This window comes from Acinetobacter sp. 8I-beige (genome assembly GCF_902505955.1).
In the GTDB taxonomy this organism is placed as follows: domain Bacteria; phylum Pseudomonadota; class Gammaproteobacteria; order Pseudomonadales; family Moraxellaceae; genus Acinetobacter; species Acinetobacter johnsonii.
The window spans coordinates 273,192-295,855 of record NZ_LR732790.1; the positions used below are offsets into that span (position 1 = coordinate 273,192).

22 protein-coding genes are annotated in these 22,664 nt (G+C 43.4%); 12 read left to right on the top strand and 10 right to left on the bottom strand.

What is annotated here, in order from left to right:
- Positions 1-89: 89 nt before the first annotated feature.
- The 4 genes from GVX98_RS01350 (at position 90) to pgsA (ending at position 3,996) form a co-directional block, all read left to right on the top strand.
- Entirely contained in the window at positions 90-434 is a 345-nt protein-coding gene (locus tag GVX98_RS01350) for a DUF2185 domain-containing protein (RefSeq protein WP_078425760.1), read from the top strand.
- 160 nt (positions 435-594) lie between these two features.
- Positions 595-2,394, top strand: coding sequence for an excinuclease ABC subunit UvrC (gene uvrC / locus GVX98_RS01355; RefSeq protein WP_005400952.1), 1,800 nt, complete (start codon positions 595-597; stop codon positions 2,392-2,394).
- Between the two features lie 113 nt (positions 2,395-2,507).
- On the top strand, positions 2,508-3,302 hold the full coding sequence (locus tag GVX98_RS01360) for a thioesterase family protein (RefSeq protein ID WP_159127059.1): 795 nt from the start codon (positions 2,508-2,510) through the stop codon (positions 3,300-3,302).
- Positions 3,303-3,408: 106 nt separating this feature from the next.
- Positions 3,409-3,996, top strand: a complete 588-nt coding sequence (gene pgsA / locus GVX98_RS01365; RefSeq protein WP_004692729.1) for a CDP-diacylglycerol--glycerol-3-phosphate 3-phosphatidyltransferase — start codon at positions 3,409-3,411, stop codon at positions 3,994-3,996.
- A gap of 107 nt (positions 3,997-4,103) precedes the next feature.
- Here pgsA and GVX98_RS01370 read toward each other — a convergent pair whose 3' ends face one another.
- Both GVX98_RS01370 and GVX98_RS01375 read right to left on the bottom strand, forming a co-directional pair.
- Positions 4,104-4,514, bottom strand: a complete 411-nt coding sequence (locus GVX98_RS01370; protein ID WP_004978728.1) for a hypothetical protein — start codon at positions 4,512-4,514, stop codon at positions 4,104-4,106.
- Between the two features lie 53 nt (positions 4,515-4,567).
- The gene (locus GVX98_RS01375; protein WP_159127060.1) at positions 4,568-6,370 is read right to left on the bottom strand and encodes an ABC transporter ATP-binding protein; all 1,803 of its coding nucleotides are present in this window, start codon (positions 6,368-6,370) and stop codon (positions 4,568-4,570) included.
- A 128-nt stretch (positions 6,371-6,498) separates the two neighbouring features.
- On the opposite strand from GVX98_RS01375, the gene GVX98_RS01380 reads away from it, so the two are divergent.
- Entirely contained in the window at positions 6,499-7,131 is a 633-nt protein-coding gene (locus GVX98_RS01380; RefSeq protein WP_159127061.1) for an alpha-ketoglutarate-dependent dioxygenase AlkB, read from the top strand.
- 6 nt (positions 7,132-7,137) lie between these two features.
- On the opposite strand, the gene GVX98_RS01385 is transcribed toward GVX98_RS01380, so the two are convergent.
- On the bottom strand, positions 7,138-7,908 hold the full coding sequence (locus GVX98_RS01385; RefSeq protein ID WP_004692725.1) for an IclR family transcriptional regulator: 771 nt from the start codon (positions 7,906-7,908) through the stop codon (positions 7,138-7,140).
- Positions 7,909-8,356: 448 nt separating this feature from the next.
- On the opposite strand from GVX98_RS01385, the gene GVX98_RS01390 reads away from it, so the two are divergent.
- From GVX98_RS01390 to GVX98_RS01400, 3 genes are read left to right on the top strand one after another with little or no spacing between them, the layout of a single operon-like run.
- Positions 8,357-10,438, top strand: a complete 2,082-nt coding sequence (locus GVX98_RS01390; RefSeq protein WP_159127941.1) for an FUSC family protein — start codon at positions 8,357-8,359, stop codon at positions 10,436-10,438.
- Between the two features lie 2 nt (positions 10,439-10,440).
- Positions 10,441-10,647 (top strand): DUF1656 domain-containing protein, encoded by a 207-nt coding sequence (locus GVX98_RS01395; protein ID WP_005400946.1) that lies wholly within the window; start codon positions 10,441-10,443, stop codon positions 10,645-10,647.
- A gap of 35 nt (positions 10,648-10,682) precedes the next feature.
- Positions 10,683-11,690: an HlyD family secretion protein gene (locus tag GVX98_RS01400; protein WP_159127062.1), complete on the top strand. Its 1,008-nt coding sequence runs from the start codon at positions 10,683-10,685 to the stop codon at positions 11,688-11,690.
- Between the two features lie 121 nt (positions 11,691-11,811).
- On the opposite strand, the gene ruvX is transcribed toward GVX98_RS01400, so the two are convergent.
- The 3 genes from ruvX to recN form a co-directional block, all read right to left on the bottom strand.
- Positions 11,812-12,255 carry a Holliday junction resolvase RuvX gene (gene ruvX, locus GVX98_RS01405; protein ID WP_062035179.1) on the bottom strand — a complete coding sequence of 148 codons (444 nt, stop codon included), beginning with the start codon at positions 12,253-12,255 and terminating at the stop codon, positions 11,812-11,814.
- The gene (locus GVX98_RS01410) at positions 12,248-12,802 is read right to left on the bottom strand and encodes a YqgE/AlgH family protein (RefSeq protein ID WP_004692720.1); all 555 of its coding nucleotides are present in this window, start codon (positions 12,800-12,802) and stop codon (positions 12,248-12,250) included. The genes ruvX and GVX98_RS01410 overlap by 8 nt, the downstream gene beginning before the upstream one ends.
- A gap of 112 nt (positions 12,803-12,914) precedes the next feature.
- Complete coding sequence (recN, locus tag GVX98_RS01415) at positions 12,915-14,576, bottom strand: DNA repair protein RecN (protein ID WP_159127063.1); 1,662 nt, start codon at positions 14,574-14,576, stop codon at positions 12,915-12,917.
- A 392-nt stretch (positions 14,577-14,968) separates the two neighbouring features.
- On the opposite strand from recN, the gene GVX98_RS01420 reads away from it, so the two are divergent.
- From GVX98_RS01420 to GVX98_RS01430, 3 genes are all read left to right on the top strand, one after another.
- The gene (locus tag GVX98_RS01420; RefSeq protein ID WP_004692718.1) at positions 14,969-15,292 is read left to right on the top strand and encodes a pyrimidine/purine nucleoside phosphorylase; all 324 of its coding nucleotides are present in this window, start codon (positions 14,969-14,971) and stop codon (positions 15,290-15,292) included.
- Between the two features lie 142 nt (positions 15,293-15,434).
- Entirely contained in the window at positions 15,435-16,184 is a 750-nt protein-coding gene (rlmB, locus tag GVX98_RS01425; protein WP_004692717.1) for a 23S rRNA (guanosine(2251)-2'-O)-methyltransferase RlmB, read from the top strand.
- 32 nt (positions 16,185-16,216) lie between these two features.
- Positions 16,217-17,134, top strand: coding sequence for a DMT family transporter (locus tag GVX98_RS01430; RefSeq protein ID WP_164836593.1), 918 nt, complete (start codon positions 16,217-16,219; stop codon positions 17,132-17,134).
- Between the two features lie 13 nt (positions 17,135-17,147).
- Here GVX98_RS01430 and coaE read toward each other — a convergent pair whose 3' ends face one another.
- From coaE to pilB, 4 genes are read right to left on the bottom strand one after another with little or no spacing between them, the layout of a single operon-like run.
- Positions 17,148-17,747 (bottom strand): dephospho-CoA kinase, encoded by a 600-nt coding sequence (coaE, locus tag GVX98_RS01435; protein ID WP_159127064.1) that lies wholly within the window; start codon positions 17,745-17,747, stop codon positions 17,148-17,150.
- A gap of 6 nt (positions 17,748-17,753) precedes the next feature.
- Complete coding sequence (locus GVX98_RS01440) at positions 17,754-18,614, bottom strand: A24 family peptidase (RefSeq protein WP_159127065.1); 861 nt, start codon at positions 18,612-18,614, stop codon at positions 17,754-17,756.
- Entirely contained in the window at positions 18,614-19,840 is a 1,227-nt protein-coding gene (locus tag GVX98_RS01445; RefSeq protein WP_159127066.1) for a type II secretion system F family protein, read from the bottom strand. Before GVX98_RS01445 ends, GVX98_RS01440 begins: the two co-directional genes overlap by 1 nt.
- Before the next feature lie 30 nt (positions 19,841-19,870).
- Positions 19,871-21,583, bottom strand: a complete 1,713-nt coding sequence (gene pilB / locus GVX98_RS01450; RefSeq protein ID WP_159127067.1) for a type IV-A pilus assembly ATPase PilB — start codon at positions 21,581-21,583, stop codon at positions 19,871-19,873.
- A 279-nt stretch (positions 21,584-21,862) separates the two neighbouring features.
- Here pilB and tpiA point away from each other — a divergent pair, with 279 nt between their 5' ends.
- Positions 21,863-22,654: a triose-phosphate isomerase gene (gene tpiA, locus GVX98_RS01455; RefSeq protein WP_159127068.1), complete on the top strand. Its 792-nt coding sequence runs from the start codon at positions 21,863-21,865 to the stop codon at positions 22,652-22,654.
- Positions 22,655-22,664: the final 10 nt, after the last annotated feature.

Genomic DNA, 22,664 nt, shown 5'->3' on the forward strand with positions numbered 1-22,664 from the left:
GTGAAGACTAAAGTAAAATAAACTTGAGTTCTGTTCCTCCCACAAACCTCCACATGCAAAACGTCTACTTGCCGTTGAAGGATATTCTTATGAAGTCGTATCAATTGAGTCCGACACAAATTCAAACTTTAGTGCCGCATATGGGGAGTTGTATCGCATCAGATATGATTACGGTGCAAGGCCTAAAAGTGGCTTATATGTACCGTGAAGAAGCACAATCTAGCGATGAAAGTGGTTGGGTGTTTTTATCGGGTGAAGAAGGAGATGACTATATTGAAGACCCTGAAAATTTAGGTTTTTATGAGGTCAATGTGATTGCCAACTATGATGCGGACATCATTGCTCACTTAAATGCGCCTGCGGGAAGTCACTTTGCCCGCAATGAACAAGGTGTGTTTGAACGGATCGATTTTGAAGCGATGGATTTGGAGTAAGCCTTCAATCTCAGTATCAATGTCTTTTACCAGCGGACTGGTTTTGAAACGCACTAGCAATAAGCTTGAAATGTGTCAGATCTGCCCAATCTAAAAGACAGATCAAAGGCTAAGCCTAAGCAGAACAGTTGACGGCGAGCCGAGAAAATTAGGGAATCCTGTGAACGAAAACGCACGAGAACATATCGAAAAAATTTTAGCCAATATGACCACACTGCCGGGCGTTTATCGCATGCTCGGCAAAGACGGTGAACTGCTGTATGTGGGTAAAGCGAAAAATTTAAAAAATCGTGTCTCGAGTTATTTTGTCAAAACCATTGAGCACCCGAAGACGCAGGCTTTGGTGGCGCGTATTTATGACATCGAAACCTTAGTCGTTCGTTCCGAAACTGAAGCACTGCTGCTTGAACAAAACCTGATTAAGCTGCACCGTCCTCCGTATAACATTATGCTCAGGGACGATAAATCCTATGTGTATATCTTTGTCTCTGCCGACAAACCGTATCCACGGATTGCATCGGGTCGGGGCAAAGGCAAACACCAAGTTGGAAAGTTCTTTGGGCCGTATCCGAGTGCTTATAATGCACGGGATACTTTGTTGGTTTTGCAAAAGCTGTTTAATGTTCGTCAGTGTGAAAATAGCTATTTTTCACAGCGTAAGCGTCCTTGTTTGCAGTATCAAATCAAACGTTGTTCAGCGCCGTGTGTAGGACTCATTAGCCCTGAAGAGTATAAAAATGATGTCGATAACTCGATTCGTTTTTTACAAGGGGACACCAAAGAGCTGAATCAAGAACTGATTGCGAAAATGGAGCAAGCGGCCGAAGCCTTAGAATTTGAAAAAGCGGTGTTTTACCGTGATCGTATGGCGCTGCTGCGGGATGTCCAGTCACAACAAGCTATTTATAAGCTCAAAGGTGAGGCCGATATTTTAGCGATTGCCTATCAGGCGGGGGTGACCTGTGTGCAGATTATGCATGTGCGCAACGGGAAAATGCTCGGAGGAAAAAGTTATTTTCCAGATATGCTCGGAGATGATTTGGGGCAAATGCTGGCCGACTTCATAGCGAACTTTTATTTCCAAGTAGCGGATGAAGTACCCAGTGAGTTGATTGTAAATGTCGAATTGCCCGATCGAAAAGAACTGGAACAAGCGTTACAACAACAGTTTGATAAGAAAGTACAGATTAAACATAGCGTGCGTGAGACACGTGCAGAGTGGTTAGAGCTGGCACAGATGAATGTGCAGCATGCGATCAAAGGGCAATTGGCCAATCACTTTGAGCTGAATGAGCGTTTCCATCAGCTTGAACAAGTGGTGGGACGTCCGATTGATCGGATCGAATGTTTTGATATCTCACATACCATGGGCGAAGAAACCGTGGCTTCCTGTGTGGTATTCGACAGTGGCGGCATTCGTAAGCGCGATTATCGTCAGTTTTCAATTCAAGACATTACCGCGGGTGATGACTATGCCGCAATGCGTCAAGCGCTGACCCGTCGTTATAAAAAAGCCATGCTGCCTGATTTACTGCTGATTGATGGTGGTAAAGGGCAGTTGCATATGGCGATGGAAGTCATGCAAGAGCTAGGTTTAGAGGCCTTTATGGTCGGGGTGTCAAAAGGCGAGGGGCGTAAACCGGGCCTTGAAACCCTACACTTTACCGATGGAACTAAAATTCAGTTGCCTGAAGATCATAAAGCGTTGCATTTGATTCAACAGGTGCGTGATGAGGCGCATCGCTTTGCGATAACCAAGCACCGAGCCAAACGCGATAAAAAACGGGGTTCATCGATTTTGGAAGTGATTCCGGGTTTGGGGCCGAAACGCCGCCGCGATTTGTTGACGCACTTTGGCGGGATTCAAGGGGTGTTGAAGGCCTCCGAGAAAGACTTAACCCTAGTCCCCGGTTTGGGCGAAGTGATGGCGCGTACTATTTATAAAGTCTTGCATGAATAGCACAGCATCTACTGCGATGGCAAAAGTGCTCATTGACGCATGGGTCATTGATCATTCACATTGGTTGAATTGTATTGTAAAGATATGGACGGAATTTAAAATAAGGATGCCACATGTCACTTCAACACAGTTATCAAGCCTTAGTAGAACGAGAATCGATTGATATTCCTACAGGTTGGTTACAAGGACGCACGATCTATGGGGGACTGGTCGCAGGTTTAATGATGCAAAAAGCATTGTTGACTCTTGCTGATGACACGAAGCATTTACTCAGTTGTAGCGTGACTTTTGTTGGCCCAGTACAACAGGCCAAAGTTCGTTTAACCAGCGAGATTCTACGTCAAGGTAAGTCGGTTACGACCTTGGAAGTACGTTTATGGCAGGATGATGCAGTTCAAAGTATTTTAGTGGCAAGCTTCGGGACACAGCGTGAATCGAGTATCCATGTTCATCAAGAACCTGTAGCACCAGCGTTTCCATCGGTTGATGGTCTTACAACAGCGCCGCATCATCCGCTTGCACCTGAGTGTTTTAAGCAGCTGGATATGGTTTGGGTGACAGGACAGTATCCGTGTACAGCCAGTCCAAAGCCTGACTTTTCAGGCTGGTATCGGTTTAATCCAGACTTACATGAAAATCGAGACATGACCGTAGCCGACCTCATGGTATCGATGGATATTTGGCCACCAGGGGTGCTACCGATGTTTAAAAGCATGGCACCCGCCAGTTCGCTGACATGGCATTTGACCTATGTGCATCCGCTGAAAAATCAGTTACACGATTGGATGAAGTACCACGTTGAAACGCAATATGCTGCGGATGGATATTCCACCGAAGCAGCCTATTTGTGGGATGATCAGAATCGTTTAATTGCAATTTCACGTCAAACAGTTACCGTGTTTGCCTAGTGACACCTCAGGTCAATTCGTATAAAGTGGGCGCTATTAACGATGGATTAAACCTCAAAAAAGTGTGCATTTTCATCGTACATGAGGGAAACAACGGGCGGTGTTTATGACTACAGGTCGCATCCTGAATATTCCTAATATCTTGACCTTGGCGCGTATTGCCTTGATTCCGGTCTTTTTGTTGGTGGCCTATTGGCCCCCTGTAATGGGTATCGCTGAACAAGCGGTAAGTATGTCTCGTCATATTTTGTTGACGTCTATTTTTGTCGTTGCAGCGGTGACAGATTGGTTCGATGGTTATTTGGCGCGTACTTTAAATCAGACCTCTGCATTTGGGCGTTTCTTAGACCCTGTTGCGGATAAATTGATGGTGGCAGCCGCACTGATCGTGTTGGTGCAGTGGAAACCAGAAATTTCGATGGCATTTGCGGCGATTGTGATTATTTCCCGTGAAATTACGGTGTCAGCACTGCGTGAATGGATGGCAGAATTGGGTGCACGTACTAATGTAGCTGTGTCTACGGTCGGGAAATATAAAACCGCTTTTCAAATGATTGCAATTACCGTGTTCTTACTGAATTGGCAGCCGCTTGAAATGTTGGCTTATGCATTGTTGTATACCGCGGTAATTTTGACTTTGTGGTCGATGTTTATTTACCTCAAAGCGGCTTGGCCTTACTTAAAACAGCCTTAAGTATTTTTTATATTTAAAACTCCAGCAAAATTGCTGGAGTTTTTGTTTGATGATTTGGCATATATCAATGTAAAAATTTTACTTATAGCCGCATTTTGATCAGTTATTTATGCATCCAGTTCGTAGATTCTTGCTTGAAGTTTCCCATCTTTTCCAAATTCGTTTAAATGACCATCCAGATCCATCCACATTTTAGTGATGGGCTTATTATCTAAATTTGCACCGACCCAAGTAAATACACCCTTTAAATCATAAACTCCCTCATTATCTTGAAGTGAAAAGTCACACATGACGGCAAAACCTGTTCGAACTAAAATCACATCATTCCGATGGTCAGCTGGTTTTGCACCACTTAACCAATCAGGGTCACCAGCGATTTTAAATTGAAGCAGTTGAACACTTGGGGATTGCTGGATAAACATGTTAGTAACTGAATTTAAAATCTCTTCAAAGGGGTTGGGAGATAAAAATTCAAGCATATGTTTGCTCTCTAATAGTTTTTCGAAATCGGTTTTCATATTTAACTCTTTATTTAATAAGCCTATTCTAGTTCTAAAAAATTATGCCAGAACTAACTATGCGTTTCTTCCTCAGTATCATCTTCAAAAGTCTTGGCAATTTTTTCAATATTGAGGCTCTTGGCCATGGCATCGAAAATTTCCTTATAGACCCCATCCTGACGGTACAGCGCTTCATGTTCTCCATGTTCAGCAATACAGCCTTCCTTCATGACATAGGTATAATCGGCATCGATAATTTGTGACAAACTATGCGAAATAATAATCACCGTTCGCCCTTGTTTGATCTCATCGAGGCTATGTTTAATTTGTTCGCTAGCAATCGCATCGAGGCTGGCGGTCGGTTCATCGAGAAAAATAATCGGTGGGTCTTTGAGGAACATACGTGCCAGTGCAATGCGCTGTTGTTGTCCACCTGAAAGCATCAGTGCGTCAGATTGGTAAGCTGCGGGTAACTGCAAAATTTGTTCATGAATAGAGGCTTTTTCTGCGGCAGCGTAGACTTCTTCATCACTGGCATTGATTTTTCCATAACGAATATTGTCTAAAATACTGCCTTGGAAAATGTGATTTTTCTGTAAGACAAGGCCAATATGATCGCGTAAATAGGCGGTGTCGATGTCTTGTAAATCAATTCCGTCGAGCTCAATTTTTCCGGCTTCGGGCCGATAAAATTTATCTAATAGGCTAATTAAAGTGGATTTTCCTGCACCAGATAAGCCCACCAACGCTGTGATTTTATTTGGTCGAATTTCCATGTTGACTTGTTTAAGCGCATGGTGACCATTCGGATAGAAAAAATCGACATTCTTTAGGGTAAATTTACCCTGAATTGTGGGTTTGAGCGTACCACTTTGCTCGATTTCATCATCTGCTTCTAAAATCTTAAAAAAGCTTTCCGCGTAAATCATCGCATCATTCACTTCATCATAAATACGGTGCAATGAACGAATTGGGGCGGAGACATTATTGAACAGCAAAATATGAAACATGATCATACCAATGCTCATTTGTCCATCGAGCACAAAGTACGCCGTGAGGATAATGATCAACACAATCCCGATTTGTTCAATAAAGGTCTTTAAGCCATCAAATAAGAAACTGAGCTGACGCGTTTGCATCTGGTTATCGGTCAGTGCTTTTTGCAGTTTCAGTTGTTTGGTCGACTCAATGGACTCTCGGTTAAAGGACTTAATCACGCTAATCGACTGGATAATACTGAGAATGCCTTGGCTCTTTTTTTCACGGCCATCACGCAAATTACGTCGCCATCCGCCCAGTTTCTTAGCTTGTTGAAAGGTCAACCAAAAGTAAATCGGGATAATACTGGTCGCCACTAAACCGACGTAGAAGTTGGCATAGTACATCAGCCCGAGTGCCACAATGGCACTGCTAAAAAGTGGCAAAATATCGATAAAAAAGATTTGTACCAGACGGGTGAGTGAGCCAATGCCACGGTCAATCCGCGTTTGTAGCTTACCTGCTTGGTTCTGATCGGCATTAAAAAAGGCCAAACGGTAGCTGAGAAATTTTTCGATAATGCTTTGCGCCAAATCTTGCGATACCAGAATGCGGAGCTTTTCCCCATAAAACTTTTGACCAAACTGGATCAAGGCACTAATGACTTCTTTGCTGAGTAAAATCACAGAAATGGTGATCAAAATATGGAGGCCTTCGGTCAGTCCTTGGCCTTGTTCGACCAGACGGTTGATACTGTCGACGGCATATTGCAAAGTCAGGGCATTGACCTGCGCGGTGAAGGAACCAATCAGCGTCAGAATCAAGGTCGCAATCACCAATATCCGATAGGGGCGGACAAAGGGGCGAAGCTTTTGAAACAACTGCCAAAGGTTCATACATGCTTCTTTTTATTGTGAAAGTTCACATGAGTGTATGCATAAGGAGGCTAGGCGACAAGCTGTGACTTTGTTTTGATTTGTGTCGTTCTGAATTCAGTTAAACTGTTTACAGAGGAGGAAAAGTCATGACCTTAGATCTATTTAGCCCTGAACCGCAAGCAAACTTGCTCCCATTCGATGGGCAGGTGCAGGACTTGGGCTTGATTTTAACTGCGGAGCAAAGTACGAAATATTTGGATTATTTTTTAGCACATTTGGCATGGCGACCTGACGAAGTCGTACTGTATGGCAAACGTTATGTCACGGAGCGAAAAGTGGTGTGGTATGGCGATGCCGAGTACCAATATCACTATTCGGGTAGTGCCAAGCAAGCACAGTTATGGCATCCCGCTTTGTTTCGTTTAAAACAACATATTGAGCAATTGGTGGGACATTCATTTAACTCATGTCTAGCCAATTTATATGAAAATGGCAGCCAAGCCGTGGGCTGGCATAGTGATGATGAGCCTTCACTACGTTCGCCGCAGCAAGAAAATGTGGTGATTGCCTCACTCAGTTTTGGTGCAACCCGTAAGTTTTGCTTTAAGCACAAGTTTAAACAGGAAAAAATCGAGCTGATGTTGCACAGCGGACAATTAATCGTGATGCGTGGACAGACCCAGCGCTACTGGAAACATGCTTTGATGAAATCCAGCAAAATCACTGAGCCACGTCTGAATTTAACCTTTCGCTATTTCTATCCAGTGCTTCAAAGCTAAGTTGAGTTAAGCCTCAATATTATGCAGCAGATGACATTTTTGTTCGATCTGTAAGGCGCTATGTCTTAATATTTCAACCATTTTTTTCAGATCGACAAATTCAAACCGATTTTTTGAAGCCAATAAGGTCAGTGCCAACGGTGTATCTTTGGGTGAAAATTTGACTGGTACAGACAGACTGGCAAGGTTGGGGTCAAACTCGCCATTGGAAAAATAATAGCCCTGTTTCTTAATGGCTTTCATTTTCTGTAAAAATTCATCTTGGCTCGCGGCAAAATTGACCTCGGCCAGTTGAGCCGAAAACTTTTGATAATATTCAATAATTTTAGCTTTGCTGAGCTGTGAAATCACTACTTTAGGCGATGAACCCAAATACACGGGACGTGGGCAACCACGCCCATAAGAAAATAACTCAAGGTCTTTAAAGACTTCACCATATAGATCAATACAGTGCTCTGCGTTGAGCTGGGTGAGGATACAGCAAAACTCCGTTCGCTCAACGATGTCTTGCATAAAAGGAATGCTGATTTGTAAGAGTGGGTCTGTGGTTCGAGAGATATAGTCCAAAACAGCAATTTGAGAGCCTAAAGTATAGTCACCGCTGGTTCCGCTTAAGCGCTGTAAAAGTCCTGCAGATACCAATTCCTTTAAATAACGGTAACTGGTGGGTTGTGATAGCCCCAGTTCGGCACTGATGATATCGACATTGATAATCGGGCGTGACACAGAAAAGAGGTCTAAGACAGTGAGAATTTTACCGAAACTTGAAAGTGCCATAAGAACCTACTTAGTCAAAATAAATGCCATTTGAGCGACAGTTACTATATAACAAAAACCCTAGACTCGACATGGCTTTCGTTCTGGGTGCATGGCTTTCGTGGACTTTTATCAGCATTTGTAATGCAATAAAAAGGGTGAAATATGATCTTAAAAACATGTGGATTATCATATTAAGATATTTTAATTGACAAAAATCCATATTTTTGGAAAAATTATCATTATAAATGTCTTTTAATGAATAATGATTTTGTTATTTATTGAGCTATTTTCTTTCCTTTCAACATGGCGCTGTCTTTGACCATGTTTGTAAAAGACTTCATTTATTTGAATCATTTTTTCATCCGTCTTCGCATGAGGTGAGGACGAAGTGATGCTGTTTGTCTGAGCAATGCTGTGTTGAAGAGTTGTTTAAATGTTGTCATTCAGCGCATTTAGAGATGAATTTATGTTCCTCACCAAACAGTTACTCGCATTCCGTCCAAATAAATTGGACTGGATTTTTGCGACGAAAACCTTTTTGGCAGGCATGCTTTCACTTTATGTCGCATTTTCATTAGATTTGGCTTATCCCATTTGGGCGATTGGAACGGTCTTCGTCATCGCAAACCCATATGCGGGTATGACCTCCTCAAAAAGTCTTTATCGGGTGTTGGGAACATTGTTGGGGGCGATTGTTTCGATTGCAGTCACGCCCAACCTGATCAATACCCCAGAATTGTTCACATTATTTTTAGCCACATGGGTCGGGTTTTGTCTATATTTTTCATTGTTGGATCGGACGCCGCGTAGCTATATTTTTATGTTGGCGGGCTATACCACGGTCATTATTTGCTACAACATTGTCTATAACATTGAAACCACTTCCATGTTTGATATGGCGATTGGGCGCTGTATTGAAATCACGGTGGGAGTACTGTGTAGTGCAGTGGTGAATGCGGTACTGTTTCCCATGCATATTGGTCCCGTAGTCAAAACCCGTGTTTCACAGACTTTTCAAGACACCCGAGCGGTTTTTGATCAGATCCTGACAGATGATGTTAAGGCCATTAATTACAGCACTACGCTTAGTCATATCACGCGGGATATTGCCGATATTCATGTGATGGCCGTGCACTTGAGCTATGAAAAATCGACCTTGCAGGGCATGACCAAACCGCTCCAAGAAATGCTGCATCAACTCAGTATGTTGGTGACGAACTTGGTGGCCATGGCCGAGCGAATTCAGCAGTTAGATCACATTGACTCACGCTACCGTCCAGCTTTAGAAAAGGCGCATGCACAGATTGTAAAATTTTTACAAAGTGATCAGGTCATTTTAGAGCAGGACTTAAACCAGCTACCTGAGCAGTTTGAGTCAAGTTTCCAAGCCGTATTTGACAGTGCCTTGCCACAGCAGCAAGTCATGTTGGCCAGTTTAAAAATGGATGTGCGTCATTTCATCCAAAATATACGTGCCATTAAGTTGATTTGGCAGCGTATCCAACAGGGGGATGACAGCTTACCCGCAATCGTGACCCCGATTAGTACCAACTATCCCAACTTACATCGAGATCATGGTGTAGCCGTACGTGGCGGCATTTCAGCTTTTATTGTGGTGCTTGTGGCGACTGGCTTTTGGATTGTTAGTGGTTGGAAAGCGGGTTTTATGATGGCAGAGATGGCCGCTATTTGTGCCTGTATTCTCACCAGTATGGACAATCCTGTTCCTGCCTTAAAAATCTTTATCCGTGCCAGTCTGTATGCGGCGATTATTGTCTTTATTTATGCTTATGGCATCTTTCCGCACATTAGCGCTTTTTGGATGTTGGCTGTGGTGTTGGCCCCTTTTTGTATGTACTGTCTGATGTTGTTTTTACACCCACCACTCACAGGTTTGGCGCTACCTTTGATAATGGGTGTGGTCATGGGCTTAAACCTGCAAAACCGTTATCACCTTGACCAAGTAATGTTTTTTGATGCATCGATTGGGACGGTGCTTGGCCCCATTATTTCTGTCTATGTGATTCATTTAGTACGTGCGATGTCGCCTGACATTACCGCCAAGCGCATCCTGTCTTTACATTATAAAGCGATAAGACAAGCGCTTTACCTGCCTTATGGGGTGGAATTTAGAGTGCATTTGCGCAGTATGTTGGATCGGATAGGCGTATTGAATACCAAGTTGGTACAGTCCGATCGCTTGAAGCAAAAAATCAATTTGGCCCTGATTGAATCCAGTGCGGTGATTGATTTAACTCGGGTGCAAGAACTGATTGAAAAAATGCCTATGCAGGTCTCTATCACGCTGCATCTACAAGAACTACAAAGCCAAATGGATGCTTATTTTCACGCGAAAGAATTAGACCATAGCGACCTACAGGTCAGACAACACATTTTGGACAAAATTCAGATCATTCAGGCCGAGCTTATACAGATGCAAGACCTAAGTATTGCTCGGCGTTTGCAAGTTTCACTGAATAATATTCAAAGCAGTCTTTGTCATGCGACATGGGACGAAATGTCACAAGTTCGTTTGCTGGGAGCATAACGATGGGTGAACTTAATATCTATGGTGTGTATGTGCCAGTTTTGGTCATTCAGGCGGTATTGGCCTACATCGTATTACGGTTACTCATGCGGGTGACCGATCCTTGGGTCGACAAAGGCTGGATTTTTTTACCCAGTATTTTTTATTTATGCCTCTACATTACAGTGCTTGGCATGGTCCATTGGGGTTTTATCGTGAGCTTTGCCTAAGCTCACATCTGATTGAAATGAATGAGGTAAAAGAAATGGCATCCTTTGATTGGCGTAAACTGAGTCGTCCCATCACTTTAGTGCTGATTGCGGGTATCGCGATCGCAGTGCTCGTGCATCTTTGGCATTATTATAATGCTGAACCGTGGACACGTGATGGGCGGGTTCGTGGCGATGTGATTCAAGTGTCTTCCGATGTATCAGGCTTAGTCACAGAAGTTTTAGTGCATGATAATCAAAGCGTCAAACAAGGGCAGGTGCTGTTTAAAATTGATGTGGCACGTCAGGCGCTTGATGTGGAACAAGCCAAATCAGACTTGGCTAAAGCCAAAGCCAGTTTGGCCGCCGCCGAAGCGGAGCTGTTTCAAAGCAAGGCCAATTTGACCAAATCACAAGCCAATAGCCACTTGGCCGATAAAAATGCGGAACGCTATGCTAATTTGATGGACGGTGCTATTTCAAAGCAAGAACAAGATCAGATGTTTGCCGTACGAGATCAATCGCATGCCGAACATGAACAAATGCAAGCGGCGATTCAGCAGGCCAAAGCCAATATTGCGCAGCAACAGGCGTTAATCGATGTAGCCACCAGTAATTTACATTTGGCTGAATTAAACTTAAACCGCTCCGAAGTCGTGGCACCAGCCGATGGCACACTGTCTAATTTTGAGATGAAAGCAGGGAATTATGTCAAAGTGGGGCAAGCGGTAGCGGCATTATTAGATCGCTCGCAGCTTTATGTGGTCGGTTATTTTGAAGAAACTAAGTTAAATAAAATTTATCTCGGTGCGCCTGCGACTGTACAGTTGATGGGCGACTCAAACATCTTAAAAGGGCATGTGCAGGGGATTGCTTCAGGCATTGAAGATCGTGAACGAACTACAAGTACAGGTTTATTGGCCAATGTAAACCCAACTTTTAGTTGGGTACGCTTAGCGCAGCGCGTTCCTGTGAAAATTGCACTGGATGATATCCCTAAAAATGAATTGGCCTTTGTCGCGGGGAGAACCGTAACGGTACATATTACCGAGTCACAGTACTAAATTGGCCTTTGTTCATTTCAAAAAAAGCATCCGATGAGGATGCTTTTTTAGAACGCTATTTGATGTGTTGAGGTACAACTCCAATCATAAAACCCATGTCATCTGTTTTAAGAAAGTCTTGTTAAGGCGTAAGACCTTCAGGATCGCGATACCAGCTTTCAATAAACAAGGTTGCGGCAAGGCTATCAGCAGAAAGTTTTTTTCCTCGACCTTGCGCATGGTAATGGCTCAGCTCATCACGGGCTGCACGAGTACTTAAGCGTTCATCCACCATCCATGTTTCAATATTGGTCTGATGACGTAAACGACGTGCGAACTTACGTGCTCGAGCAGATAATTCCGACTCGCTATCATCCATATTGAGTGGTAAACCGACTAAAAATACATTGGGTTGATATTGTTTAATAATTTTATGCAGTTCATCCCAATTGGGGATGCCATCTTTCATTGGAAACAAAGCCAAAGGCGTTGCACTTTCAATCAATGCTTGACCGACTGCCATGCCCATTTTTTGTGTACCGAAGTCAAATGCCATAATCATTTGAGGTGTGTTTAAATCAGGCATGTCCAATCTCAGAAGACAACCAGGTTCGGTCCAGCCCGAGCTTTTTATAGGCTGCGTCCCAACGGTCGTCATAAGGAATATTAAAAATCAAATCCATATCAGCATCGCAGACTAACCAATCACCACGAGACAGCTCATCTTCCAATTGGTTTTTGGTCCAACTGGTATAGCCCAAAGCAATTTGATAGCGACCTACACCTTCATTATGCGCAATCGCATCTAAAATATCTTTAGATGTGGTGATACAGATATTTTCCCCCACCGCAATGGAAGAGTGCCATGTCGGCTGGCCCGTATGTAAAACAAAGCCAGCTTCTGGACGCAAAGGCCCACCTTGTAGAACATCGTGTGGTCGTACGTGATCGGCTTCAATTTCAAGATCATTGAGCAGTTCTTTGACTGAAAGTCCTGAGGGGCGGTTGATGATGATGCCTTGAGCGCCTTCCTCATCGTGTCGGGCCAAATAAATCACGGTATGGGCAAAGACTTCATCTGCCATATCGGGTGGGGCAATGAGACAGCGATGCGTCAGATATTGTTTGCTCACCTAAAGGCTTCTCCTTGAAATTAAAATGCTTCTAGTCAAATGTTGTTATCTACCACGTTACTAGACTAATGCACTTTCTCCAAATCTTTTTTTGTGATCCAGTCTACATAAATTAGGCGGATTGAAACTTCAACTGACGTAATTGCTTGGCGTGTTGTAGCGTAGTGTCATTGATTTCAACGCCACCTGTCATACGTGCGAGCTCATCGATACGTTCATCTTCTTCTAAGTTTAAAATGGTGCTACTGGCAGGGTCGGTTTGACGTTTTTTCACCAACAAGTGCTGGTCGGACTGTGCTGCAACTTGAGCTTGGTGGGTAATACACAGAATTTGCACATGCGAACCCAAGTCGGCCAAGAGACGACCAACAATTTCGGCTGTGCCACCACTAATGCCGACGTCAATTTCATCGAAGACTAAAACTTCAGCTTCAGTTTTTTCAGCATTCATCACTTGCATCACCAACGCGATACGTGACAACTCCCCCCCTGAGGCAACTTTGGCCAAAGGTTGCGGTGGGATGCCTTTGTTGGCAGTGAACAGCAATTGGATAAAACTTAGGCCTTCACTAGAAACCTGCTCCATTGGTTCAAACTTAAACTCAAAGTGCGCTTCAGGCAGAGCCAATTGTTTGACTTGTTCGGTTAAATATTTTGCCAATGGTGCGGCTGCATCGCGACGAATTTGGTCGAGGTGCTGGGCTTTACTTAACAGGTCCACATACGAGATTTCAACTTGCTCAGCAAGTGTTTCTGGGTCTTCTAATAAATGGAGTTGTGCCAGTTCAGATTGCCATTGTTCATGTTCTTGTTTTAAGTGTTCTGGCTGCGTGCGGTACTTACGGGCAAAACGGTGGAACATCTCAAGCTGGGTGTTCAACTCTTCCATACGTTCTGGGTCATAACTTTGACGGTCAATAAACTGACGGAGATTAGCCGTGGCATCGTCAAGCTCACTTTGTGCATTCAGCAAAGAAGTATGAATCTCGGCCAACTGTTCACTACGTCCTGCATGTGATTCTAAGCGACGAATAATACTGGAAATTTCTTGATTAATATTTTGTTCAGCATCATCTAAGGCCGTAACGGCATAACTACAGTCCTGCATGATATTTTCATGATGCGACAAGCGGTCGAATTCTTGTTCAATCTCTTTATAGTCGATTTGCACCACATCTTCGAGTTCTTCTAATTGTAAACTCAAAGTATCCATACGTTGTTTACGCGTGGCTTGAGCATCCAATGCTGCTTGGTGCTGACGAATGTCTTTTTGCCATGTGCTATAGGCTTCACGCACAGCTTGCGCTTCTGGGTAGAAGTTATGATAGAGGTCTAACCAGCGTCTTGGATAAGGCGGCTCTAATAGCTGTTGTTGACTGTGTTGACTATACAGCTGTACCAGCAAACGCCCGATTTCTTTCAATTCAGCTAAGCTGCTCGGACGACCATTAATCCATGCTTTGCTGCGGCCAGTGGCAAAAATAACCCGTCTTAGATGAATTTCTCCGGACTCATCATCTAACTCATGTGCCTTTAGCCATATGGCTTCAGGGCTGTGCTCTTGATAACTGAAAATAGCGGTGACATCGGCTTTGTCTGAACCGAAACGAACATAGTTGGTATCGGTACGTTCTCCCAGACAGGCGGACAGTGCATCTAGCAATAATGATTTGCCTGCACCTGTTTCCCCAGTCAGGACATTAAAACCTTGATCGATATCAAGTGCTAAGTGATCGGCTAAAGCAAAATTAATTAAAGTTAAATGTGTCAGCATAAACGCATCCGAGCTGCGAAAAGTTTTAGTTTAAGATAGTGAAGTTTTATTCAGCCGACAAGACGGCAACGCTATTCGTTTTGTGCAAAGTCGGCTTATTTTAGCGTGAATCTGAAAGTCGACCTAGCAGATTTTTTTTAATCCGACTTTTATAGCAAACTCAGCACAAACATGTGGGTATGCGATGTATACAGAAAGAGTACGACTCAGGGAACGGATCGCATCGGCAAAAAACACGCCAAAATAGGCTAGAAAGTGAGGCAATTGTACGATGGTCGGACTTTAACAAAATATTGATTGAGGGGAATAAAACATCGATTGATTAGTTAATCGCACATCTTTAAACTAGCGAATCAATACGAATATAAATGCGCATTATCTGGAGTGTACGCATGTCAACTCAGTTCGACCATGTCTCTGTCATTAAAAAATCCAATGTTTATTTTGGCGGTTTATGCATCAGTCATACTGTGCAATTTGAAGATGGCACCAAAAAAACGTTAGGGGTTATTCTTCCGACAGAGCAAGCTTTGACGTTTGAAACACATGTAGCAGAGCGTATGGAAATTATTTCAGGCGAATGTCGTGTACAAATTGCTGACAGCGAAGAGAGCGAATTGTTCCGCGCAGGTCAGTCTTTTTATGTGCCTGGCAATAGTCGTTTTAAAATTGAAACCGACGAAGTGTTGGACTACGTGTGTCATTTAGAAGGTTAAGCTTTCAACCGATACTCGCCAAGTAATTTCAAGCGAAATCGGTTAAACTATCCGTTGCACAGCAATCCTGTAAAGTCAGCTTTACAGGATTTTTATTTTTGGCACATCGTGTCGATGGTCATTTATCTTTTAGAGGTCCTACATGGCTAAACCTGAATATTTCTATGGCGTTCATTCGGTGGAGTCATTGTTGGAACTTGAACCTGAACGTGTACTGACGCTTTTTACTTTAAAAGGGCGTGATGACCAGCGTTTAAAGCGCGTACTTGAGTTGGCTGAACCGTTTGGTATTAGCGTACAACAAACGGGTCGTGATCGATTAGAAAAAATGGCTGGCTTGCCGTTCCACCAAGGAGTTGTGGCTGCGGTCCGTCCTAATCCAGTTTTCAATGAAAAAGATTTAGAAGCCTTACTGAAACAATCGCCAAATTGTTTATTACTGGGTTTAGATCAAGTCACCGATCCGCATAATCTCGGCGCATGTATCCGTACCGCGGCTGCAATGGGCGTTGAGGCCGTGATTGTGCCTCGTGATCGTTCTGCAAGTTTGACCCCGACCGCGCGCAAAGTTGCGGCAGGTGGTGCTGAAAAAGTTAAATTTATCCAAGTGACCAATTTGGCTCGGACTTTAGCGCAAATTAAAGATGAGTTTAATGTGCGTGTGGTCGGTACCATGTTGGATGAAAAAGCTTTGCCGCTACAACAGTTCGATTTTACTGGAACGGCTGTATGTGTGGTGATGGGTGCTGAAGATACTGGTCTGCGTCCAATTACCCAGTCTCAATGCGATCAAACGGTTTATATTCCGATGGCAGGAAATCTACAAAGTTTGAATGTCAGTGTAGCAACGGGTATGGCTTTGTATGAAGCATGCCGTCAACGTAATGTCTAAGATTTTTTAATTCCTGATTCAATGTAAACACAATGATGACCCCTCAAAAACAAGGCTATGTATTTATTGCCATCACCATGTGTATTTGGGGGGGATTTACCTTAACGGCGCGGCTCAGTGCCAATTGGGGTATTGGTGCGTGGGATATTACCGCCTTACGTTTTCTCTTGGCGTTTTCCATCTTAATGCCAATCTTGATCTATAAAAAAGATACCGCCTTTTTGTGGAAGAAAGAGCCTTTTATTTTGGCGATGATTGGAGGGGTGTGTTACTGCATCACCGCTTATAGCGCTTTTCATTATGTGCCTGCGGCACATGCTGCGATCTTTCTCAATGGCTGCATTCCACTTTGTACAGCTGTTGCAGCTTATCTGCTATTTCGACAACCATTTGACCGGCATACTTGGCTCAGCCTCAGTATTATGTTGCTCGCACTGACGGCCATGAGTGGACTGATGTATCAAGAAACAGGTATTGCTTTTAGTTTAGGTGATGGCTTGTTTTTCCTCAGTGCTGTGCTGTGGGGAACATTTACCGTTTTATTGAGACAATGGAAACTGTCGGCATGGCACTCCATGGCTGGTGTTGCGGTTTGGGCTGCGATTATTTTTGTGCCGATTTATGTTTTATTCCTACCCAAAACCATAGCGCATGTGCAACCTGTGCAATTGATTGCTCAGGTGGTATTTCATGGTGTGTTTGTGGTCATCGTGGCGACCCTCACTTATGTGGAAGCCATTAAGCGTTTGGGGGCATTTAAAACAGGCAGTATTGTGACTTTGGCGCCTTTTATTGCTGCGATTATTGCGGTTCCTTTGCTCAATGAGCCTTTGAGTGTTGCGATTTTATGTGGTCTTGCAGGAATGGGTGTCGGGGCCTTGCAGCCGTGGCGTTGGATACGGCAAGACAGTCTGAAAGCTCAACTCGCACAACAAAAAAAGCAGTCATAATTGACTGCTTTTTTTAGGCTTCTGAATGGGCCAAATATTTTAAATGCAACGGTCTGAGTTGTGCGTATAAGTGTTCCAAGTGTCCATCATTTACCACAATATCATCGGCCAACGCTTGTTTTTGTTCACGGGACATTTGCGCTTTAATGATGGTTTGAATTTGCTCAATGGTTTGATGGTCGCGCTGTGAAGCGCGGAGAATCTGGATATCAATTGAAGCATCGATCAGAAGCGTATGTTGCGTCAGTTCATGCTGATTAGTTTCAAAAAGTAGCGGTGAAACCAAAATCGCATAAGGGCTGGTTGCAGCTTGTAATTGTTGCATGATGGACTGACGAATTGCAGGGTGGGTGATCTTTTCCAATTGCTTACGGGCAGACGGGTCCTGAAAAATGTGTTCACGTAAAGCGCGTCGATTCAGTTCGCCATTGTCCAGTAAGGCCCACTCGCCGAAGCTGCTTCGAATTTGCTGAAGTGCAGGCAGACCTACAGCAACAATTTCTCGAGCAACGACATCGGCATCGACCACTTGTATGCCTTGTTGTTCAAACCAGTGGCTTGCGGCAGATTTTCCACTGCCAATCCCGCCTGTCAGACCTAAAATAAATGACATATTATTTTAATTGCCTAAATATATTTTCATAATTTGCTCACCCCACAAAAAGGCAATCCATCCTGCGATGGCAATATATGGGCCAAAAGCAAAAGGCTGATTTTCTTTACGGACTTTGAGCAGGATGATGCCGATAATGGCACCTACGAAAGAGGAAAGTAGCACAATCAGCGGCAGCAGCAAAGGGCCCATCCATGCACCTAAAGCTGCAAGTAACTTAAAGTCACCATAGCCCATGCCTTCTTTGCCTGTGATGAGCTTAAACAGATAGTAGACAATCCATAAGCATAAGAAACCAATGATGTAACCCCAAATGGCTGCAGTCGGTGTGGTGTAAATCGCATAACTATTGACCCCTAAACCCAGACCTGCAAGGGTGAGGGTATAACGATCAGGTAAAAGCTGAGTGTCAAAATCAATAAATGTTAAGGCGATTAAAATGTACGTGAGTACGAGACCGAACAGCATTTGGATCGTTGGGCCAAATACTGCAACCACGACCAATGCACAAATGGCGGTCAGGAGTTCAATCGCAGGGTAGCGAATACTGATCGGGTTATGGCAAGTGCCACACTTTCCTCGTAGCAGTAACCAACTAATCACAGGGATATTTTGATACCAGCTTATGGCACTTTTGCATTTGGGGCAGGTCGAGGCAGGCTTGCTCAACGAGAGTTTCGTTTCATCAATAATAGGCTGTTCAGGATGAAGCAGAAGTTGGCAGTCGGTGCGCCATTCTTGTTCCATCATTTTTGGAGTGCGATAGATCACCACATTCAGAAAACTACCGATGCACAAACTAAAAACTCCAACGGCGAAATAAAGCGCCATTGGAGTATTGATCAGATAGGAAATTATTTCTTGCATTAAACCACAGAACCCATTTGGAAAATTGGTAGATACATGGCGATTACTAGGCCACCTACAAGTACACCCAAGACTGCCATGATGAGAGGCTCCATCATTGCCGTTAAGCCATCCACCGCATTATCGACTTCGTTTTCATAGTGAGTTGCAACTTTATCCAGCATGGCATCGAGCGCACCAGACTCCTCACCAATCGCCACCATCTGTACGGCCATTGATGGAAATTTATTGGTGGCACGCATCGCGAATTGAAGCTGTTGCCCTGTTGCGACATCTTCACGAATCTTCATCACAGCTTCTTCATAGACCACATTGTTGGTTGCGCCTGCTGTAGACTCGAGGGCATCAATTAAGGGCACACCCGCAGCAAAGGTGGTAGACAGCGTGCGGCTATAGCGCGCGATAATTGCTTTATAGACTAAATCACCAAAAATCGGGGCTTTCAGTGCAGCTTTATCCAACATGTCACGAAACTTTTTACTCCGCTTTTTGGTTTCGAGTAAAGCTGTAATCACAACACCAACGACAATAATCAAAATGAACCAGTATTTCTGCATCCATTCAGACATATTTACCACCATTTGGGTGAATGCAGGTAAGTCTGCACCAAAGGAGCTGAATAAATCTTGGAACACTGGGACAACTTTGACCATCAAAATAATGGTTACGATCACAGCAACCACAACCACGGTTGCTGGGTACTTCATGGCCTTTTTAATTTTTTGTTTTAGTAATTCACTTTTTTCTTTATAGACCGCCACACGATCCAGCATGGTCTCAAGTGCACCTGATTGTTCGCCTGATTCAACCAATGAACAGAATAAATTGTCGAAATATTGCGGATATTTTTTGAGTGCTCCAGCAAAGGTGTTACCACCTTCGACTTCACCTTTAATGCCCAGTACAACTTCACGCATAGACGGGTTTTCTAAGCCTTCAGCCACAATTTCGAAACCTTGTACCAGCGGTACACCCGCTTTCATCATGGTTGCGAGCTGTCGGGTGAAAATTGTGATGTCCAGTGTCGTCACTTTTTTCTTCATTATGCCTTCAAGAATATTCTTTTTCTTTTCTCGAATACTCTTGATGGTAATCCCTTGTTTGCGCAAAGTAACTTTGGCGAGGGCAAGATTACGTGCAGGCAATTCCCCTTTAATTTTTGCCCCTTTACGATCAATCCCTTCATAATTGAAGGTTGGCATCATCTGTGCTTTTTTGACAGCCATGCATTTATCCTTATTCTTTCAATATTTCAACTATTCGCTGGTTACACGATTCACTTCTTGTAAGGAAGTGACCCCCTGCATAACCTTGAGTAAACCTGAACGACGTAAATTGTTAAATCCTAATTTTGCAGATGCTTCAGCAATCTGTAAGGCATTGCCATCTTCCATAATAATTTTTGAAATTTCTGGCGTGACTTTCATAACTTCATAAATACCAACACGTCCTTTATAGCCTTCACGGCACTCAGCACACCCCACCGGTTGATAAACTTTGAAGTCTGGATCTTTGATATCTGTTGGAGTAAAGCCCATTTCGAGCAAACTTTGTTCAGGAATATCGACAGAGGCTTTGCATTGGCTACATAAGCGGCGTGCTAAACGTTGTGCAATTACCAAATTGACCGAGGTCGCAATGTTAAAAGATGGAACCCCCATATTGCGTAAGCGTGTCAGGGTTTCAGGTGCACTATTGGTGTGGAGTGTCGACATGACCATGTGACCTGTTTGCGCGGCTTTAATCGCGATTTCAGCCGTTTCAAGGTCACGAATCTCACCCACCATTACAATATCAGGATCTTGACGTAAGAAGGACTTCAGCGCAGCAGAGAAGGTGAGGCCGACTTTATTGTTCACATTGACCTGATTAATGCCTTCTAAGTTAATCTCAACAGGGTCTTCCGCAGTTGAGATATTGGTGTCTTCTTTATTTAGAATATTCAAACCTGTATACAACGATACCGTTTTACCTGAACCTGTCGGGCCAGTAATTAACAACATGCCTTGCGGTTTGTCTAAAGCCTGCATAAATAGGTCTTTTTGGTCTGGTTCATAACCTAAAGCATCGATCCCTAGCATAGCACTAGATGGATCGAGAATACGCAGAACCAATTTTTCACCAAACAAGGTTGGAAGTGAGTTGACACGGAAGTCGATGGCTTTACTTTTTGACAGCTTTAATTTAATACGACCATCTTGCGGGACGCGCTTTTCAGAGATGTCCATTTGTGACATAACTTTTAAACGTGAAGCAAGACGAGTCGCCAGTTGTAGTGGTGGGCTGGCAATGTGACGCAGAACCCCATCTACACGATAACGGACACGGTAAGATTTCTCATAAGGCTCAAAGTGTAAATCTGATGCGCCCATACGAATCGCATCGATCAGTAATTTATTGATGTATTTGACGATCGGTGCTTCATCGCCTTGAGGTGAATCGTCTTCTTCGTCATTAGAGTTCTGAGGGTCTTGCTCTAAGTCTAAATCAATATCTTCATCAGAAAATTCAAAGCTATCAGCCTGCGCAAAATTTTGTTCGATCAGTTTTTCAAGCTGGGGATGTTCAACAATAATCGCTTCAATATTCATTTTAGAATTGAAGCGAATCGCGTCCATCGCATCCATGTTGGTTGGATTGCTGGTAGCGATATAGAGAATATTGCCACGACGGTATATCGGCAATACACGATGCTTGGTGATGAGTTTGTCTTCGACCAGATCCCGTAGAATTTGTACAGAATCATAGACACTTAAGTCAAAAACAGGCTCTCCAAACTCCAAAGAAATCGTCTCAGCGATCATTTGTGGGGAGAGTTTATGATTTTCAATCAGATAAGGAACGATGTCTTGCTGAGCCTTTTTTGCAGAGAGCATTGCCTGCTGCATATTTTCAGCAGTCATGCGTCCGTCTTCGACTAAGCGTCGAATGAAGCCTGTGAACTTAGGCAAACCATTTGATACTGACATTCCCCAGATCCTTAACTTCTCAATTGTTTATAATTGGTATCGTAAAATTATACTTTTGTTGCACAAAAATACCATATCTGAAAGTGTTGTCACCACCTTAATATCGATTAAAAGCATGAACTGGTCGTGATAGCAGGCGATTTTTTTACAAAAAGATGTCTTTATTTTCATTCGTATTATTTTGATTGCCGAAGAAATTCTAGAAGAAAACTATCTTTGAAAAATAAATACCGTGTAGAATGAGGCCGTTTTAATGAACTGTTTTGAATAGGGTGCTGTATGTCGGGTTCGACGATTAAGCCATGGGTTGTCGGCAATTGGAAGATGAACCCAATGCAGGCAGATGCCAAGCAATTGCTTCAAGAATTTAAACAGCTCTTGCAAGAGAATGAAATAGCAGAAGAAAAATGTAATATTGGGCTTGCGCCTGTGACGCTGGCTTTGACTTCAATGCAGGCTGAATTGGCGAATGCTGCACGTTCAGTTTTTACTGTAGCGCAGGATGTATCGCGTTTTGGTAACATGGGTGCATATACTGGTGAGGTGAGTGCAGAACTGCTCAAAGATAGTCAAATTGAATATGTTTTAATTGGTCACTCAGAACGTCGTGAATATTTTGCTGAAAGCGCAGCAATTTTAAATGCGAAAGCTCAAAATGCCTTAAATGCGGGTTTAAAAGTCATTTACTGTGTCGGTGAAAGCTTAGAACAGCGTGAATCTGGTCAGGCAGAAGTAGTGGTTTTACAACAAATTTGCGACTTAGCCAGTGTGGTAACGGCAGAGCAGTGGCCTCATATTGTGATTGCCTATGAGCCAATTTGGGCCATTGGTACAGGAAAAACTGCTTCACCAGAAGATGCACAAGCCATGCATGCGAAAATCCGTGAAGGCCTCACGCAAATTACCAGTCATGGCGGGAACATGGCCATTTTATATGGTGGTAGTGTAAAAGCTGAAAATGCAGTAGAGTTAGCGGCCTGTCCAGATATCAATGGTGCACTCGTCGGTGGGGCATCTTTAAATGCAACGTCGTTTTATAAAATTGTCGAAGCATTTGCAAATACAAAATAATTAGGAGTTC

Coding starts and splice junctions, on each gene's coding strand:
- GVX98_RS01375 (WP_159127060.1), bottom strand. CDS start 6,370: ATGAACCTTTGGCAGTTGTTTCAAAAGCTTCGCCCCTTTGTCCGCCCC.
- pilB (WP_159127067.1), bottom strand. CDS start 21,583: ATGTCAGTATCAAATGGTTTGCCTAAGTTCACAGGCTTCATTCGACGC.
- tpiA (WP_159127068.1), top strand. CDS start 21,863: ATGTCGGGTTCGACGATTAAGCCATGGGTTGTCGGCAATTGGAAGATG.
- GVX98_RS01390 (WP_159127941.1), top strand. CDS start 8,357: ATGTTCCTCACCAAACAGTTACTCGCATTCCGTCCAAATAAATTGGAC.
- GVX98_RS01360 (WP_159127059.1), top strand. CDS start 2,508: ATGTCACTTCAACACAGTTATCAAGCCTTAGTAGAACGAGAATCGATT.
- GVX98_RS01370 (WP_004978728.1), bottom strand. CDS start 4,514: ATGAAAACCGATTTCGAAAAACTATTAGAGAGCAAACATATGCTTGAA.
- GVX98_RS01380 (WP_159127061.1), top strand. CDS start 6,499: ATGACCTTAGATCTATTTAGCCCTGAACCGCAAGCAAACTTGCTCCCA.
- GVX98_RS01445 (WP_159127066.1), bottom strand. CDS start 19,840: ATGGCTGTCAAAAAAGCACAGATGATGCCAACCTTCAATTATGAAGGG.
- GVX98_RS01440 (WP_159127065.1), bottom strand. CDS start 18,614: ATGCAAGAAATAATTTCCTATCTGATCAATACTCCAATGGCGCTTTAT.
- GVX98_RS01385 (WP_004692725.1), bottom strand. CDS start 7,908: ATGGCACTTTCAAGTTTCGGTAAAATTCTCACTGTCTTAGACCTCTTT.
- recN (WP_159127063.1), bottom strand. CDS start 14,576: ATGCTGACACATTTAACTTTAATTAATTTTGCTTTAGCCGATCACTTA.
- pgsA (WP_004692729.1), top strand. CDS start 3,409: ATGACTACAGGTCGCATCCTGAATATTCCTAATATCTTGACCTTGGCG.
- rlmB (WP_004692717.1), top strand. CDS start 15,435: ATGGCTAAACCTGAATATTTCTATGGCGTTCATTCGGTGGAGTCATTG.
- coaE (WP_159127064.1), bottom strand. CDS start 17,747: ATGTCATTTATTTTAGGTCTGACAGGCGGGATTGGCAGTGGAAAATCT.
- GVX98_RS01350 (WP_078425760.1), top strand. CDS start 90: ATGAAGTCGTATCAATTGAGTCCGACACAAATTCAAACTTTAGTGCCG.
- GVX98_RS01400 (WP_159127062.1), top strand. CDS start 10,683: ATGGCATCCTTTGATTGGCGTAAACTGAGTCGTCCCATCACTTTAGTG.
- ruvX (WP_062035179.1), bottom strand. CDS start 12,255: ATGCCTGATTTAAACACACCTCAAATGATTATGGCATTTGACTTCGGT.
- GVX98_RS01430 (WP_164836593.1), top strand. CDS start 16,217: ATGATGACCCCTCAAAAACAAGGCTATGTATTTATTGCCATCACCATG.
- GVX98_RS01395 (WP_005400946.1), top strand. CDS start 10,441: ATGGGTGAACTTAATATCTATGGTGTGTATGTGCCAGTTTTGGTCATT.
- GVX98_RS01420 (WP_004692718.1), top strand. CDS start 14,969: ATGTCAACTCAGTTCGACCATGTCTCTGTCATTAAAAAATCCAATGTT.